At 38.2% G+C, this 16,613-nt stretch carries 14 protein-coding genes and 3 riboswitches; of the genes, 2 read left to right on the top strand and 12 right to left on the bottom strand.

What is annotated here, in order from left to right; genetic code table 11:
* Positions 1-57: 57 nt before the first annotated feature.
* The 7 genes from H131_RS03390 to H131_RS03360 all read right to left on the bottom strand — a co-directional run bounded on the left by H131_RS03390 (position 58) and on the right by H131_RS03360 (position 7,963).
* Positions 58-1,350 (bottom strand): nucleobase:cation symporter-2 family protein, encoded by a 1,293-nt coding sequence (locus tag H131_RS03390; RefSeq protein WP_010857646.1) that lies wholly within the window; start codon positions 1,348-1,350, stop codon positions 58-60.
* Positions 1,350-1,931 carry a xanthine phosphoribosyltransferase gene (locus tag H131_RS03385; RefSeq protein WP_010857645.1) on the bottom strand — a complete coding sequence of 194 codons (582 nt, stop codon included), beginning with the start codon at positions 1,929-1,931 and terminating at the stop codon, positions 1,350-1,352. Before H131_RS03385 ends, H131_RS03390 begins: the two co-directional genes overlap by 1 nt.
* 139 nt (positions 1,932-2,070) lie before the next feature.
* Positions 2,071-2,172: riboswitch (purine riboswitch) on the bottom strand.
* A 171-nt stretch (positions 2,173-2,343) separates the two neighbouring features.
* Complete coding sequence (locus H131_RS03380) at positions 2,344-4,167, bottom strand: APC family permease (protein WP_010857644.1); 1,824 nt, start codon at positions 4,165-4,167, stop codon at positions 2,344-2,346.
* 158 nt (positions 4,168-4,325) lie between these two features.
* Positions 4,326-4,477, bottom strand: a riboswitch (cyclic di-AMP (ydaO/yuaA leader).
* Positions 4,478-4,664: 187 nt separating this feature from the next.
* Positions 4,665-5,198 carry a PepSY domain-containing protein gene (locus tag H131_RS03375; RefSeq protein WP_010857643.1) on the bottom strand — a complete coding sequence of 178 codons (534 nt, stop codon included), beginning with the start codon at positions 5,196-5,198 and terminating at the stop codon, positions 4,665-4,667.
* 113 nt (positions 5,199-5,311) lie between these two features.
* Positions 5,312-5,986 carry a PepSY domain-containing protein gene (locus H131_RS03370; RefSeq protein ID WP_010857642.1) on the bottom strand — a complete coding sequence of 225 codons (675 nt, stop codon included), beginning with the start codon at positions 5,984-5,986 and terminating at the stop codon, positions 5,312-5,314.
* Positions 5,983-7,278: a HAMP domain-containing sensor histidine kinase gene (locus H131_RS03365; protein WP_010857641.1), complete on the bottom strand. Its 1,296-nt coding sequence runs from the start codon at positions 7,276-7,278 to the stop codon at positions 5,983-5,985. Before H131_RS03365 ends, H131_RS03370 begins: the two co-directional genes overlap by 4 nt.
* Positions 7,268-7,963: a response regulator transcription factor gene (locus H131_RS03360; protein ID WP_010857640.1), complete on the bottom strand. Its 696-nt coding sequence runs from the start codon at positions 7,961-7,963 to the stop codon at positions 7,268-7,270. The genes H131_RS03365 and H131_RS03360 overlap by 11 nt, the downstream gene beginning before the upstream one ends.
* A 254-nt stretch (positions 7,964-8,217) precedes the next feature.
* Between H131_RS03360 and H131_RS03355 the strand changes: the two genes are divergently transcribed.
* On the top strand, positions 8,218-9,483 hold the full coding sequence (locus tag H131_RS03355; protein WP_010857639.1) for an Nramp family divalent metal transporter: 1,266 nt from the start codon (positions 8,218-8,220) through the stop codon (positions 9,481-9,483).
* Positions 9,484-9,594: 111 nt separating this feature from the next.
* Here the strand turns inward: H131_RS03355 and H131_RS03350 are convergent, their stop codons facing one another.
* From H131_RS03350 to H131_RS03330, 5 genes are all read right to left on the bottom strand, one after another.
* A complete protein-coding gene (locus H131_RS03350; RefSeq protein WP_010857638.1) occupies positions 9,595-10,284 on the bottom strand; it encodes an ABC transporter permease in 690 nt (229 codons plus the stop codon).
* Positions 10,277-11,200 (bottom strand): ABC transporter ATP-binding protein, encoded by a 924-nt coding sequence (locus tag H131_RS03345; RefSeq protein ID WP_010857637.1) that lies wholly within the window; start codon positions 11,198-11,200, stop codon positions 10,277-10,279. The genes H131_RS03350 and H131_RS03345 overlap by 8 nt, the downstream gene beginning before the upstream one ends.
* Positions 11,201-11,334: 134 nt before the next feature.
* Complete coding sequence (locus H131_RS03340; RefSeq protein WP_010857636.1) at positions 11,335-12,270, bottom strand: sensor histidine kinase; 936 nt, start codon at positions 12,268-12,270, stop codon at positions 11,335-11,337.
* A gap of 4 nt (positions 12,271-12,274) precedes the next feature.
* Positions 12,275-12,967: a response regulator transcription factor gene (locus H131_RS03335; protein WP_010857635.1), complete on the bottom strand. Its 693-nt coding sequence runs from the start codon at positions 12,965-12,967 to the stop codon at positions 12,275-12,277.
* A 182-nt stretch (positions 12,968-13,149) separates the two neighbouring features.
* Positions 13,150-14,613 (bottom strand): amino acid permease, encoded by a 1,464-nt coding sequence (locus H131_RS03330; protein WP_010857634.1) that lies wholly within the window; start codon positions 14,611-14,613, stop codon positions 13,150-13,152.
* Positions 14,614-14,842: 229 nt separating this feature from the next.
* Positions 14,843-15,019: riboswitch (Lysine riboswitch) on the bottom strand.
* A 179-nt stretch (positions 15,020-15,198) separates the two neighbouring features.
* On the opposite strand from H131_RS03330, the gene H131_RS03325 reads away from it, so the two are divergent.
* Positions 15,199-16,404, top strand: coding sequence for a CynX/NimT family MFS transporter (locus H131_RS03325; protein ID WP_010857633.1), 1,206 nt, complete (start codon positions 15,199-15,201; stop codon positions 16,402-16,404).
* The last annotated feature ends 209 nt before the right edge of the window (positions 16,405-16,613 follow it).

Raw genomic sequence — 16,613 nt, 5'->3', positions numbered from 1 at the left:
CACCTCCCTATATCTAAAAAGATAAAAGGAGGTGGCATTTTTTCTTTACCGCTATAATTACCCCTGCATCGGGTCATTTTTATGTTTTGGACCAATCATGTTAAATAAAATGTTCAGGATAATCGCTGTAACAGAACCACATACGATACCGTTTGAAGTTAAAATCGCTACGCCTGGTGGCAGTGATGCAAAGATATCTGGAACAACAGATACACCAACACCAAGACCAACTGCAATCGCGGCAATCATGGCATTTTCCGCTGACTCATTCATAACAGGTACCAACATACCCATACCTTGTGTAATAACCATACCGAACATTGCAAGCATCGCCGCACCAAGTACGGGTATTGGAATGATTGTTGTTAACGCTGCGATTTTTGGTAGGAAGCCAAGTGCTACAAGAAAAGCACCTGTTAGGTAAATGACTTTGCGATCTTTTACGCCTGACATACGCGTAAGTCCTACGTTTTGTGAGAATGTTGTATATGGGAAGGCATTGAAAATACCTCCAATAACAGAAGCAAGACCTTCAGAACGATAACCGCGTGCTAGATCTTTAGAATCTAGTTTTTTATTGCAAATATCGCTAAGTGCAAAATAAACCCCTGATGACTCTACTAAAGAAACCATCGCTACGAGCGTCATTGTAAGGATTGCGGTTGCATCGAATGTTGGCATGCCAAAGTAGAATGGCTGTACCATGTGCAAGACACCTGCATCTGAAACAGGACTAAAGTCAACTTTACCCATGAATATACCTAAGACTGTTCCTGCAACTAATCCGATTAGAATGGAAATGGCACGGACGAAGCCTGTTGAGAAACGATAAACAACTAAAATAATTACTAAAGTAATAAACGCTAAAGCAACATTAGAACCTGATGCGAAATCTGGTGCATCTGGTCCACCCGCCATATTGTTCAATGCAACTGGCAATAATGAGATACCAATAATCGATACAACAGAACCTGTTACCACTGGAGGGAAGAATTTCACTAGCTTACCAAAGAAGCCAGCAATCACTACCACAATTAAACCAGAAGCAATAATCGAACCATAAATATCTGTAATTCCTTGCTCCGGATTTGTACCGATGGCAATAATTGGGCTAACTGCTGTAAACGTACAACCCAGTACTACAGGTAAACCAATACCGATAAACTTACCAGAATAAACTTGTAAAAGTGTTGCGATACCACACATCATAATGTCAATCGCCACTAAATACGTCATTTGTTTAGCATCAAAGCCAAGTGCCCCACCGATAATAAGTGGTACTAAAATGGCACCCGCATACATCGCAAGTAAGTGTTGGACTGCAAGCGTCGTTGCTTTAAAGTTATTCATTACGCGCGAGCCTCCGCAAATGTTACTTTGCCATCCTCTAGAGAATTCACAATTGCTAAAGATTCCACGCGAATTCCTTGTTCACGTAATAATTTTCCGCCGTCTTGGAAGCCCTTTTCAATCACAATACCAACGCCAACAACATTTGCACCTGCTTGAGCTGCGATATCTAGTAATCCTTTCACCGCTTCACCGTTTGCAAGGAAGTCATCAACGATTAAGACATTATCGTCTGTGTTTAAGAAACTACGTGAGACGGAAATATCGTTTGTTTCATTTTTTGTGAAAGAGTGTACTTTGGAAGAATAAAGATTATCTGATAATGTTAAAGATTTACGTTTGCGAGCAAATACAACTGGAGCGCCAATTTCAAGTCCCAGCATTACAGATGGTGCAATACCCGAAGATTCAATCGTTAGCACTTTCGTAATAATTTGGTCAGAGAAGCGATTGGCAAACTCATGTCCAATTTCTTTCATAAGCTGTGGGTCGATTTGATGATTTAAAAACGAATCTACTTTTAATACAGATGAAGAAAGAACTTTACCTTCTTGCATAATTTTGTCATGTAATAACTTCATTTCCTTTAAATCCTTCTTTCTTATAATAATAGAAAAAAACGCTGAATACTTTGGTTCCATTCATCTATGAGTGGAGCAAAGCGTTCAGCGCGAAAACGTCGAAACAATTAGAAAAACGGCTCACCATTTGTATGAGGTTTCCTAAAATATTGCTACCCATAGTCGATTCATTTACGGTAAATCGGTAGAAACTCGCGAGCCCTATTCTCGCTATTATATGAGTGAAATAGTATTAAGCTGTAAGAATGTCCTTATTATAAATAGCCATTTCGTGCATTCAGTATAAATATTTATAATAGGATTATTGTAAATTTTCGGAATTAACTGGTATTCCAGCTGTTTTTGATAGTGAACGTTCGTGTTTCACATCAATGTCCTGATTATATCAGACTATTTTCGACCTTGCTAGTCATTATTTTGATAAATGGAAAGGTACTGTCATAATGACGACATTTCTGTGAAATAACAGTGAGGTGCGAATTAATAGACTCGATTGGTTATGCAGCATATGATGCCAGCCTTTTTTCGGTAAAAATTGCGGAATGACAACCGTAACTTGGTAACCAGTCTTCGCATATTGATGTTCCACCTTGTCGATAAACTTTTTCAATGGTTGCGTAATGCTACGATACTGTGAATAGTACGTTACAATCCGCACATCTGGTTGCCAAGCTTTCCATTTCTCTTCAAAAGCTTTTGCGTCTGCTTGATTGAACGCCACATAGAAAGCAATAATTTTTTCGACCTTCAAAGACTGCGCGTAGTGTAATGAATTTTCCACCACTTTTGTAATACCCGCAACAGGTACAATGAAGACATTGCCCTCTACATTTGGTAATGCTACATGATCTAATCGAAGCTGTTCCCCCACTGCATCATAATGTAGCTTAATACGATGAAACAGCCAAATAATGATCGGTAAAAAGATAAATACTGGCCATACTTGGGTTAATTTTGTCACGAAAAACATCATTGCAACAATAAAAGAAATGGCTGCACCAATTGTATTTACGGTAAATCTCGCAATCCAGCCACTTGACTTTTCGCGCCACCATTTTCGCATCATACCCGTCTGTGCTAATGTAAATGGGATAAAAACACCCACTGCATAAAGTGGAATTAAATGCTCTGTCGCCCCATCAAACAAAATAATTAACACAATTGCTGCGACACCAAGCATCAAAATCCCATTCGAATAGCCAAGTCGATCCCCACGAATTTGGAATATTCTTGGGATAAAACCGTCCTTCGATAAATTTACAGCAAGTAACGGAAAAGCTGAATAACCCGTGTTGGCAGCAAGCACTAATATCATTGCTGTTGTTCCTTGCACAATATAGTAAAATACATTGCGCTCAACACTCGCCTCTGCAATTTGTGACACGACTGTTGCCTGTGCATTTGGTGCCACTCCATAGAAGTAGGCAAGACTCACGATGCCAATGAACAGCACCGCTAAAATACCTCCCATTGCTAGTAACGTTTTCGCTGCATTTTTCGGAGCAGGATTTTTAAAGTTCGGTATGGCATTAGAGATTGCTTCTACACCTGTCAAAGCCGAACTGCCTGAGGCAAATGCCTTTAATAATAGAAACAAGCTAATCCCCGCAACTGGTGTACCTACTTTTGGATGCAAATCTGCTGGTACTTGCCCGCTTGCCACATTATAAACCCCTATCCCAATTAACATAAGCATTACTGCAACAAATAGATATACAGGGTAAGCTAAAATTGTTGCAGATTCTGTAACACCACGTAAATTTAACAGCGTTAAGCAAATAACAAAGAACACGGCAATGACTACGTTATATGCATGCAAACTTGGGAAGGCCGAAGTAATGGCATCTGTTCCTGCAGATACGCTTACTGCAACGGTTAATATATAATCGACGAGTAGTGAACCCCCCGCTACAAGTCCTGCATTGACACCTAAATTTTCCCGAGAAACTACATATGCTCCACCACCGTGTGGATAGGCAAAAATAACCTGACGATATGATAAAATGAGTGCCACAAGCAGTACTACCACCCCGGCCGCAATCGGTAAAGAATACCAAAAAGCCACAGTACTTACTGTCATAAGCACTAGTAAAATTTGCTCTGGTCCATACGCTACTGATGACAATGCATCAGAAGATAAAATGGCAAGCGCCTTTGTTTTACTAAGCTTTTGCTCCCCGAGTGCATCGGATTTCAAAGGTTTACCGATCACATAACGTTTGAATGAAGATCCCATACTAAACACCTTCTAGTTTCATAGAGTGTGTTTCTCATTTCTAAATCAATATTCGCTTAGACTTTTTTTGGTACATGATAGCTGAATGAAGATAAAAAACGCCTACAAGTCATCACTAAATACGACTTGTAGACGTTTTTTTGTCTGCAAGCTTCAATTTTTCTGCTCTTAACGCTTACGAGGTTAGCTGTCGGATTCGGACCATGAGTAGCCCTACGTCTTTAATAATAAAGAGATTCACCCCAAGGATTGCCTATACAATCCGTCAAAATTGGTTCCCCCGCGTTCAGTGCTTCAGCGATTTAGAAATTTGAAACTTTTATAATGATGTCATATTACGCTTGTAAATTTAAAAAGTAAAGGAGAAAAGTGTAGGAAGTATAAATTTTTCTTTATATGATTTTTCAGTGGCATTAGTCTATCAAGAATCCTAGACGACTCAATAAGTAAAAAGCTATCTTAAAAGTATACGCTCACTTTTAAGATAGCTTTCCACACTAGTCTTCTATATCTTGTTCAAAACTGACAATTTCACCTGTTAATGCATTGATATCAATTTCGGATTCGAGTTGTCCATCTTTGATGTCGATTTCATAAACACCATCATCAAGTTTAATTTTTGTCACTGTACCTTTTGCTTTTGTTAACGCTTTTTCAATAGCCTGCTCTTTTGTAATTTTTATGGCTGAAGATGTAACATCCATGTCATCTACTATGTCATCGTCAAAATCATCATAATCTAATCGTTCTTTTTTTTGTTTCAACAGCTTCCCTGTGATGGCATCGAATTTCAAGTCATATTCTTCTGTTTCTGTGCGAACCTCTACGTCATATATAGAACGGTAGTGATTATCTTCGAATTCGATGTCAAACACCGTACCATTAACGACAGCCAGAGCTTTTTTCTCAATTTCTTGCATTGACAATACCTTTTTTTCTTGTGCATTACCTGTTAATAATGTTGTTGAACCAATGACAGCACCTACACCTAGTGTAGCGACTAATGCTGGAATAACGATGATTTTTTTCATGTCCATCTCTCCTTTGTTTTATCTATAATCAGCTTAACAAAGCAAGATGATAGGATAATAAGAGCAAGATTAGAATTTCATGAGAAAAATCTCTGCAAACTTTTCCGACCTAGTTAATTATCTTTGTCCCAAGTAACGGACATGACTTTACCAGAAACGCCATGTATTTGAAAAACAGCCTCATCCTTGTCAGTCTCAATCTCCACTAAATAATAGCCGCCATCTTTTGTTTCCTCAAAATCAACTGAATCGACCTCACCATTTAATTGCTGTAAGGCAATTTGAATGGCCTGCTGCTCAGAAATCACACTTGTTCCGTTTTCACGCTCTGTCACCGGTTGCACATCTGTCTCTGACAGCACTTCTCCAGTATAAGCATCAAGCGTAAGCTTCTTCTCTATTTCCTCTTTTTTAACTTGTACCGTATAGATTGAATCGGTTAATGTAACACTTTCTACCTTGCCAGGGCTATGAGCTAAAGCTCGTTGTCGAATTTGTTCTTCATTTAGTAAATTACTCGCAGTATCCTTAACTGTTAAATTTGCTACTTGCTGGGTATGCTGATTCAACTCCACAGCATAGGTAGCGCCATTTCGTAAGAATACGATCTTATAGTTGTCTCCCTTTTTCTTCACTTGTTCAACATGTCCACTATAGAGTTCCTCGATACGCATGACTGCCCCTGCTTCACTTAGCGGTTCTACATGAAAGAAACGATTCTGTAAAAACCAGAGTAAGAAGCTGCTCAATAAGGTTATTACGAAAATTGGAATCACCCATTTTTTCATCGTTGTTCCTCCTTTGGTACACGCAGTGTAAAGCACGAACCTTCACCTTCTACACTATCGACCTCAATTGTAATGTTTAGCTGCTGTGCAAGCTCCTGTGCAATAGCTAGCCCTAATCCTGTTCCACCAGTTTTCCGATTGCGATCCTCACCTACTCGATAAAACCTTTCAAACAAATGTGGAATATGTGCTTGTGGAATACCAACACCAAAATCCTGAATGGTAATAAGGACATGGCTAGAGATTTCTGTTGCACGTAACTGCACTTCACTTTCGCTGTATTTGCGAGCATTATCAAGCAAAATGAAAAGGAGTTGCTTAAGCATCTTTTCATCACTATACACATATTTTGGCAGCACTGTATCTACATGAAATGAGCGATGGTAAGCTTGTTGCATTTGTGAGGCAACTTTTTTCAGTAACTCATCAAGCTCCAGTTGTACCCATTGCACATCGAGATGCTCTTTGTTTTTCGCTAGATCTAATAATTGCAGTACCATTTCATGCATACGTGTAGATTCATTTACAATGGCTTGAAGCGATTCTTGTGTTACTTCTTTGTTATCAAAGCCTCTGCGTAAAAGTAATTTCGCATAGCTTTCAATAACCGTAATGGGTGTTTTCAGCTCATGGGAAGCATTTGACACAAATTGCTGCTGTTTTTGATAATGCTGTTCAAGCTTTTCCATCATGCCATTAAATGTATGGCTAATTTCAGTAAGCTCATCGCTATTTTTATTGGCAATTTCAATTTTTTCATATTGCCCTGTAGCAGCGCTCTTTTTCATTGTTTGACTTAAACGTTCAAGCGGCTGTAAGATTAATTGACCTAACGCTAAGCTTGCCAAAAGTAAAGGAATCACAGCCACAATGGTCACTACGACTAAAATAATTTTTAGCAGTCCCATCATTTTTGCTACTTCTTCCATTGACTGCATTAGCTCCACCTGCACCACCGTACCGTCAGCCCAAATTACAGGCATATCAAACGTAATGTAAGGTACGTCTGGCATATTAAGTTCCGTTTGTACCTTCATCTTCAATTGCTCGCCGTCGTATATATAAACCGCTCCGTCAGTTGGCATATATGCTCGTAAAACCTGTTGCAAATTTGTGTTTTGATCTAGTTGACTGAGTGTCATACTCAGCTCATCTGCACGCTGCTGGAGTTGTTTTTCTTCCGTATTATAAGCAAACTTTTCATATAAAAAATAAATGCCACTATTCGTCGCCACTAATATAACCAACATTAATAAAGTTGTTAGTAGATGGATTTTTGTTTTAAGTCTCATGCTTGTGCTCCTTCAACACATAGCCAACACCGCGGATTGTATGGATAATTGGTGTATCATCAGCAACTTCAAGTTTTTGACGTACATAGCGAATATAGACATCCACAACGTTCGTATCGCCATAATAATCGTAGCCCCATACCGCCTCTAAAATCTGTTCGCGTGTTAGTACTTGTTTCGGATGTTTCAGTAAGTATAAAAGCAGGTCATACTCACGTGGTGTTAGTTGCACATTTTTATCGTAATAAACAACGTCTCTTGTTTGTTCGTCAATAGATAAATGCCCGTACATTTGTGATGCTTGTTGACCTTTAGATCTCTGTGAAAATCTTAATGCTGTTCGAACGCGGGCGAGTAACTCTTCGATGTCAAAAGGTTTTGTTATATAATCATTTGCCCCTAAATCCAACCCCTTTACTTTATCCTCAACGTCACTTTTAGCGGTAAGCAGTATGACAGGTGTTTGTAACTCTGTTGCACGAATACGCTTTAACACATCAATCCCGCTCATCTCCGGTAACATAATATCGAGAAGAATCAAGTCCCATTGTTGTTCACGATACTTTAGCAAGCCGTCCGTTCCCGTATGAGCCATCTCTGCCTGATAGCCTTCAAATTGAAGCTCTAATTGTAATACTCGAGCAATACTTTCTTCATCTTCTATAATTAAAATTCGATTTGTCATGTGGTGTCATTCCTCACCGTTTTTCTTTTCATCGTAAACTACATAGGGTGTCAAAGTCTAATTAGAAAATGATGAGAAAAGTTACATCATGGCTTAATGAAAAACAGGTATGCGTTTTTTGCCATTTTATATTTTTTTAAGAAATGAGCAAACAACTTCACATTTTTCACTTCTAGCTATAGAATAGTAGTATATTATTTTTCCTACAGGAAACTTTATTTCTTTTGGGATACTTTTTGAAATGAGGGAACATTATGGTTTATAAACGCAGTATAAAGCCGACAGCAGAAGCAGTTTTAGATGGCGACATCAAAGGCTGGCGACGCATTCTTCCCTTCCTTGGTCCAGCATTCATCGCAGCTGTTGCTTATATAGATCCTGGCAACTTTGCAACAAATATTACGGCTGGCTCACAGTACGGCTATTTACTTCTGTGGGTCATCGCATTTTCAAATTTAATGGCTGTACTTATTCAATCTTTATCAGCAAAATTGGGTATAGCAACAGGAAAGAATCTACCGGAAGTCGCACGTGAAAACTTTTCTAAAAAAACATCAATCTTTTTATGGATACAAGCTGAATTAGTCATAATCGCAACGGATCTTGCAGAATTTATTGGGGCAGCACTTGGCCTTTACTTATTGTTTAACATTCCGATGCTACCTGCCGCACTTATTACAGCTGTCGGTTCATTCGCTATTCTAGAATTACAACGTAGAGGTTTTAGAGCATTTGAAGCAGGCATTTCTGGCATGGTGTTAATTGTTGTGTTGGCATTTGCGTTCCAAACATTTTTGGCGCAACCGAATTGGAGCGATGTAGCAATAGGCATTTTCACACCACAATTTGAAGGTGTTGATTCACTATTACTTGCAACAGGGATTTTAGGAGCAACCGTTATGCCACACGCGATTTATTTACATTCTTCATTAACGCAAAGCCGCATTGTTGGGCGAAATGAAGGAGAAAAACGACGAATTTTCCGGTTTGAGTTTATCGATATTGTCATAGCAATGATTATTGCTGGTGCCATTAATATGAGTATGCTAATCATTGCAGCAGCGGTGTTCCATACACAGGGTGTAGTGGTAGAGGATCTAGATATAGCCTATAACGGATTACGGGATGCACTTGGTCCGATGGCAGCAGTTTCCTTTGGTCTTGGACTTCTCATTGCAGGACTTGCAAGTTCTTCTGTTGGTACATTAGCTGGAGATGTTGTTATGCAAGGATTTATTCGAAGAAAAATTCCATTGTACCTACGCCGAGCAATTACTATGATTCCCCCACTTGCCATTATTGCATCTGGCGTCAATGCAACCTACGCACTTGTGCTAAGTCAAGTTATTCTATCATTCGGTATTGCTTTTGCTCTTGTGCCCCTTGTAATGTTCACAAGTAAGCGTGACATTATGGGCAGCCTTGTCAATCATCGCGTAACCACAGGACTTGGATGGATTGTTGTAGTAATAGTTGTTGCGTTAAATATATATCTATTATGGGAAACTATATTTGCTTAAAAAATGCCAGGCGCTCTAACAATTCAACATTGTTAAAGTGCCTGGCATTATCTTGTATCTGAAACATCAATATTCAGAATTGTTCGCAAATTGTTTGCGTGCCAGGCACCCTTAAACATCCACTCTTTCAATATTCCGAATGGATATGTAGGCAACACCTATCCCAATGATCGCCAATGTTATTGGGATAACTATAATATCATTTAAAGAAAAATTACCTGTATTAGAAGATACGACCATGACAATTAACAAGGAAGAAAGTATTGTCGCTGGAATCGAATATTTTTTCATGCCAAAGTACAAAGGAATAAGTGACATGCCTGTCGCTGCAACAGCGTTCATAAGCATCGAAGGGAGTTGTTGCATAACTACAGAATTCGTTAATGTATCTGGAATTAAATGATAGGTTGCACTAATGAAACAAAATATTGCCGTAATAAACACATTCGAAATAACAATGGTACTGAACGTAAAAATGATAACAATTGCAAGCTTTGCGGCAATTAAATTTTTTCTTTTAATGGGATACATAAATGCTGTAGTAATTGTTCGATTTTTATATTCTCCAATAATTAGCTTGGCAATTAATGTACCAGCAAAGACAATAAATACCCCTCTTACAAAAGAGTCAATGACCGTTAGTGCTGTCTGGTAGTTTTCGATGGCAGTATCTTCTTCTATTTTCGAGATAAACAAGATCAGAAACATAAAGCCTAATATGGTGAAATTTGCAATAATAGCACCTTTTACATAGGAGCCTAACTGATATTTTTTCATTTCTAAACGCATTAAATTAAGCACTTACTACACCCCCATTAATTAATTTTAAGAAATAATCCTCTAATGAGCTTGTTTTCTTGCTGATTCCTTCAATATCTATATCATGTTCGATCAATGTTTTTGAAATGTCCTTTTGTGAAATGGAATTTTCATAAATGCGAATGCAGTTCTCTGCAACTAGTTTAAAGTTGGTTATGTTTAATTTATTCTCTAAAATAAATGCAGCTTTTTTCCCATCATTCACAATCACTTCAATATAATCTGTTTGACTACGATTGATAGTTTCCATTGATACCTCTGTTATTAGTCTCCCGTTATTAATAACACCAATCGTGTCAGCCAACAGTTCGATTTCTCCTAAAATATGACTAGAAATAATAATTGTTATGCCATATTCTTTACATAGCATAACGAATAACTCACGGAGCTCTTTGATCCCAATGGGATCAAGTCCGTTTATTGGCTCATCTAGGATAAGTAATTCTGGTTTTGTAATAATTGCTCGTGCAATGCCCAATCGCTGTTTCATGCCAAGTGAAAAGTCTTTTACACGCTTGCTATCCGTTTTGGTTAGCTTTACTAAATCTAGTACATGACTAATTTCATTTTTGTCGTAATACCCCATATATTCGCAATGTAGTTCTAGGGTTTCTCTGGCAGTTAACTTCTCATAGAAAATTGGGTATTCAATAATGGTCCCCATTCTTTTTAGTACTTCGTAGGATTGATCCGTTAATTTTTCGCCGAAGATTTCGATATCCCCACTTGTTGGCTTTGTAAGGTTTGTTAGCATTTTCATTACAGTCGTTTTCCCTGCACCATTGGGACCCAAAAAACCATATATCTCCCCTTTCTTCACATGCATATTGACGTCAGAAGCAACTTCTTTTCCTTCATATACTTTTGTAAGTTGGTTTGTTTTCACAATATAAGTCATCTTTACCTCTCCCTAATATGTGTCTTTCTTTATTATAAAAAGTAAAGCTCTCTATTTTATTACTTGATTCTTACTTATTTCTTAAATGAAGTAAAAAGCCTGTAGAGCATTATCAGCTCCACAAGCAGATTCGTTTAATACATCATTCTTTTTAGAGAAACAGTAAAAACCGTTTTCTCATAGGGGATACTGGAAAGGTGAATGGAGCCATTCATTATTTCTACAAGTCTTTTCGTTATCGTTAAGCCAAGCCCACTTCCTTGGAATGATTTATTTCTTGAATCTTCTAGCGTATACATTCTTTCAAAAACATTATCTACATGGTATTCATCGATACCTTTCCCACGATCCCATACATCAACATATATAGCGACGTCGTCATGTCTAACCACTAGGCCAATTACATTCCCTTCTGCGCCATATGCAAGTGCATTGGACAGTAAATTGTTCAAAATTCTATCCAGTGCTTCTTCATTGCCGAGTGCAAAAACAGGTGTTTCTGGTATTGCAATGTCTATTTTGAGTCCCATAGACGTTACTATATCGTAAAATGACAGGATGTTTTTTCTACAGATTTCACTCACATTTATCTTAGTTATTGGATAATCTGTGTCTCCTGCTTCAATTTTAGCAAGATCGAAGAATGTATGGATAATGCTCAATACTTCCAGTGTTTTAGCATGAACCCCTGAGAGCAATCGTTGTCGCTCTTCACCGCTTATAGGCTTGTCTAGTTGTAGCATCTCGATATATCCAAGGACAACAGTTAGCGGCGTTTTGAGATCGTGTGAAATATTAGCCAGCATCTTTTTCATAGAACCTTCCATTTTCCGATGTGTAGCCAATATTCTTTGATTATGATCCAGTAATGTATTCATAGCATTGAGTAATTGCTTTGTTTCATGATTAGCTGTCGAAACTAGAATTTTTTCATTTGTTTGTTCAGTCATTATGGATTGCAGCTTTTTACGCATGTAATGAATAGTTGTATTTTGATTTTTCTTGTCTTTCACCTGAAAACAAGTAATTCCGATGAGTAATACAATAATAATAGATAGTAACATAACCATACGATCAACCTTCTAACTTATAGCCAATTCCCCATAATGTTTTAATGTATTGGGGATTGGATGGATCATCTTCAATTTTTTCTCGTAGTCTCCTTATATGGACATTGATAATATTTTCATCACCATAGTATTCGTCATTCCAAATCAGTTGATAGATTTGCTGCTTTGTAAATACTCGATTACAATTAGTCGCAAACAGTTTTAAGATGCCAAACTCTTTTGAGGTAAGCTTGACTTTTTGCTGATTTTTTTCTACAGAAAAATTGATAATATCAATTGTTAAATCACCAATTATTAATACATCTTGCTGTTCTTCTATATGATGCGCATACTTTGTCGCTCTTCTTATGGCAGCTTTTACCCTAGCTGAAAACTCCAACATTGAAAAAGGTTTTGCAATATAATCATCGGCTCCTAAGCCTAATCCGAGTGCTTTATCGACATCACTATCTTTTGCGGACATGATAATAATTGGAAGTGCTTCTTTTTGACGAATAATCTTTAAAACTTCTAATCCATCCAGTTTTGGTATCATAATATCCAAAATAACTAAATCAAACGAAGTACTTACGCATTGTTGTACAGCCTCTTCACCATTTAAGACAGAAGTAACGAGATATCCCTCCATCAATAAAAAATTTTCCACCATTTCTCGAATGGCTTCATCGTCTTCTACTAGTAATATATGTTTTTGCATAATATGCACCTCTTCTTAAGAGAAACTTTTCATCATTAAAAATACCTTTTGATTATAATAACTTTCCATATCTATAATACCTTACCATAAAAAAGAAATTCGCAATATTTTTATATAAAATCAAAAAAGCTATCCCGTTCGTCATATTACAATGACTTACAGGATAGCCCTTTAGCTACGTTCTATTTTTCCACTTTCAAATCACAGTCCTTAAGCGGAATCATTTTCGTTTTATTTTTCACTTTAAAGCCAATCCATAATGCTAAAAACAGTGGGATTCCAATGTATGAAACAAATACACCATTCCAGTCAATGGTTTCACCTGTAAAGGCCGTGTAGTTTTGACCAACTACAACAATCATACAAACCGTAAATGCAAAGATTGGTCCAAATGGATATAGCTTTGCTTTATAAGGTAGTAATTTCGAATCTAAGCCTTGAGCCTCGAAAGCTCTACGGAAACGGTAGTGGCTAAAGGCAATACCGAGCCATGCAATGAAGCCTGACATACCTGAGGCATTTAGAAGCCATATATAGACAACCCCGTCACCAAAAAATGATGCTAGAAATGCAAGACTGCCTACTGCTAATGTCGCCATTAAAGCATAAATTGGAATCCCACGGCGACTTAACTTCATAAAGAATTTTGGTGCATGGCCATCCACGGCTAATTGCCATAGCATACGCGATGACGCATATAGCCCTGAGTTCCCCGCCGAAAGCATAGCTGTTAAAATAATCGCATTCATCAGGGAAGCCGCAAAGGCAATTCCTAATCGATCAAATACTAGCGTAAATGGAGATACCGCAATATCTTCAGATAGTAAACGTGCATCTGTAAACGGAATGAGCATACCAATTGCTGCAATCGCTAAAATATAGAATAAAATAATACGCCAGAAAACAGATTTCACTGCTTTTGGAATATTTTTTCCTGGGTCATCTGTTTCCCCAGCTGTAATGCCTAGAAGCTCTGTCCCTTGGAACGAGAATCCTGCTGCTAAGAAGATACCAAATGTAGCAAGGAATCCACCATGGAATGGCCCATCACTAATGAAGAAATTCGTGAAGCCTACGGGTGCTTGCCCTCCCAAAATACCAAATATCATCAGAATACTGATAATAATGAAGATAATAACGGTTGCCACCTTGATCATGGCAAACCAATATTCACTTTCACCGTAGCTTTTTACCGATAAAAGATTAAATGATAGTACGATGGCAATAAACAATACTGTCCAAAGTGCTGACGAGCTATCTGGGAACCAGTATTTCATAATTAGTGAGACAGCTGCAATTTCCGCTGCAATCGTAATAGCCCAGTTATACCAGTAATTCCAACCAAGTGCAAAACCAAGTGCTGGATCTACAAATTTACTTGCATACGTACTAAACGAACCCGATGAAGGCATATAGGCAGCCATTTCCCCTAAGCTCGTCATTAAAAAATACACCATAATGCCAATTAAGGCATAAGCAAGCAATGCGCCACCAGGACCCGCCTGTGCAATGGCACCACCACTAGCTAAAAATAGCCCAGTACCAATTGTGCCGCCTAACGAAATCATTGTTATATGACGACTTTTTAGTTCTTTTTTCAACTTCGGCGGTTTATGCCCAAGCTGATTAACTTTTATTTCACTCACGTTAAAGCTTCCTTCCTTTTATAAGAGGTCCTCATATTCACCTCGACGTAATTGTACCCATTGTTTTTACGCTTCATAACCATTGCGTTTAGGTACAGTAAATTAATGCGTACATATCAGTTAGCGGAGATACTATTTTTAAGTAAGTAGGTAATAAAATACCTACCGAATAGAAATAAAAAACGCCATCACATGAACGTTGTGATGGCTAAGTTAATCCCCAGTTCTTTCAAATGATAGCGCAACACGTCATTCCAACGTGACAGTTCTGTTCCTTTCGGAAACAGCCCCAGCATGAGGTTTTCAAGTCCCCTCACACTTCGGCGGTATTTCCTTTCAGCTAACATCTTTAATGCTTGTCATTTCCATTAGCGTACTTATAAATACCGCGACCTCTACCTCAATACAAACATGAGGCATGTAATTATTAAATTTATGATGTTATTCAGTCTATCATACGACCTTTGACATTTCAATAACAATAGTAATGTTCAATATTTTGTGAATTTTCTACCATTTTTAATAGTATGGTAAAGTGGTATAGTTGTTCGAATTATTAATGTTTTAATTCAAGGGGGATTTATTTTGACAACTAATGAACATTCTACTTATCCTAGCAAAAAAATTAGCTGGAAGGGAAAAACTCTGTTACTTGTCATCGGTGTTATTTTTATAGCTTCTACATTACGGATGCCACTAACTGTCGTTGGTCCCATTATTTCTTTCATTCGTGAAAGTCTTGGCATTTCCAACGTACTCGCTGGCTTTTTGACAACAATTCCATTACTAGCTTTTGCGATAGTATCACCGTTTGCACCAGTTGTTGCACGCAAATTAGGCATTGAATTGACATTGTTTTTATCCACGATCTTATTAGCATGTGGCATTGTCACACGCTCCCTTGGTACAACTACATTACTCGTTCTCGGAACGGTACTAATTGGCGTTGCCATTTCTTTTGGTAATGTGCTTATTCCAGGCTTACTGAAATTGAAATTTCCTTATCATGTTGGTTTACTAATGGCTTTCTTCACAGTGTCGATGAATCTTTCAGCAGGTGTAGGTGCGGGTATTAGCTATCCAGTAGCCCATTCGTCCCTTGGTTGGCAAGGCGCTCTCGGGGTAGCTCTTATTCTAGTTGTCTTAACAATTTTGGTTTGGATTCCACAATTGCAAGCAAATAAACCTGAACCTACTGTCGCATCTATGAAAACGCGTATACCTTTATGGAAATCACCTGTAGCTTGGGCTGTTACGGGCGCAATGGGGTTACAATCACTCATATTTTATACGACAGCGGCATGGATTCCTGAAATTTATATTGCCCAAGGTCTCGCTGCCGACCGTGCTGGCTGGATGTTTTCAACCATGCAGTTTTCACAAATACCTATGGCTCTAGTTGTGCCTATTATTGCAAGCAAGATGAAATCCCAACGTCCACTTGTCGTCATTTTTACAGTATTTTATTTAATCGGCTTTACTGGTTTGGTAATGGAGTGGACAAGTTTTGCAGTTCTCTGGATGGTACTTATTGGATTAGCTGGGGGCGCTTCATTTGCGTTAGCGATGATGTTCTTCACACTGCGTACACGCACTGCATATGAGGCGGCTGATTTATCAGGTTTTGCACAATCTATTGGCTATTTACTTGCAGCAGTTGGACCCATCCTATTTGGTTATTTGCATGATTTATTAGGGGGCTGGAACATCGCTGGCTGGCTCTTCGTCGTGGTGGTAACGCTACTGTTCTTCTGCTCTATGAGAGCTTCTAAAGATGAATATGTAAATTAATTGATCTAACTGATCTGACTCAAAAAATTGAGTTTGTTTACAGTCTTTTTCTTTGAAAATAGAAAGTTCTATATGAAACTGTTGATTTCCGTTACGGCGGGCGCTTTTCGCGGGCATGGCTTCAGTCTCCTCGTCGCTTGCAAGACTCAGCTATATTTGAACAGATTTTCTATCGCCTCTTAGAAGCAATTGCGAATCAAGGATTATTG

The organism is Lysinibacillus sphaericus OT4b.31 (genome assembly GCF_000392615.1).
Classification (GTDB): domain Bacteria; phylum Bacillota; class Bacilli; order Bacillales_A; family Planococcaceae; genus Lysinibacillus; species Lysinibacillus sphaericus_B.
Note: the sequence above shows the minus strand (reverse complement) of the source record. Positions and strands in the feature narration are given on the sequence as shown.

Bases quoted from the DNA above. Each gene is read 5' to 3' on its own strand.
- H131_RS03355 (WP_010857639.1), top strand. From the start codon at position 8,218: ATGGTTTATAAACGCAGTATAAAGCCGACAGCAGAAGCAGTTTTAGAT.
- H131_RS03340 (WP_010857636.1), bottom strand. From the start codon at position 12,270: ATGGTTATGTTACTATCTATTATTATTGTATTACTCATCGGAATTACT.
- H131_RS03345 (WP_010857637.1), bottom strand. From the start codon at position 11,200: ATGACTTATATTGTGAAAACAAACCAACTTACAAAAGTATATGAAGGA.
- H131_RS03390 (WP_010857646.1), bottom strand. From the start codon at position 1,350: ATGAATAACTTTAAAGCAACGACGCTTGCAGTCCAACACTTACTTGCG.
- H131_RS03385 (WP_010857645.1), bottom strand. From the start codon at position 1,931: ATGAAGTTATTACATGACAAAATTATGCAAGAAGGTAAAGTTCTTTCT.
- H131_RS03380 (WP_010857644.1), bottom strand. From the start codon at position 4,167: ATGGGATCTTCATTCAAACGTTATGTGATCGGTAAACCTTTGAAATCC.
- H131_RS03365 (WP_010857641.1), bottom strand. From the start codon at position 7,278: ATGAGACTTAAAACAAAAATCCATCTACTAACAACTTTATTAATGTTG.
- H131_RS03370 (WP_010857642.1), bottom strand. From the start codon at position 5,986: ATGAAAAAATGGGTGATTCCAATTTTCGTAATAACCTTATTGAGCAGC.
- H131_RS03360 (WP_010857640.1), bottom strand. From the start codon at position 7,963: ATGACAAATCGAATTTTAATTATAGAAGATGAAGAAAGTATTGCTCGA.
- H131_RS03375 (WP_010857643.1), bottom strand. From the start codon at position 5,198: ATGAAAAAAATCATCGTTATTCCAGCATTAGTCGCTACACTAGGTGTA.
- H131_RS03335 (WP_010857635.1), bottom strand. From the start codon at position 12,967: ATGCAAAAACATATATTACTAGTAGAAGACGATGAAGCCATTCGAGAA.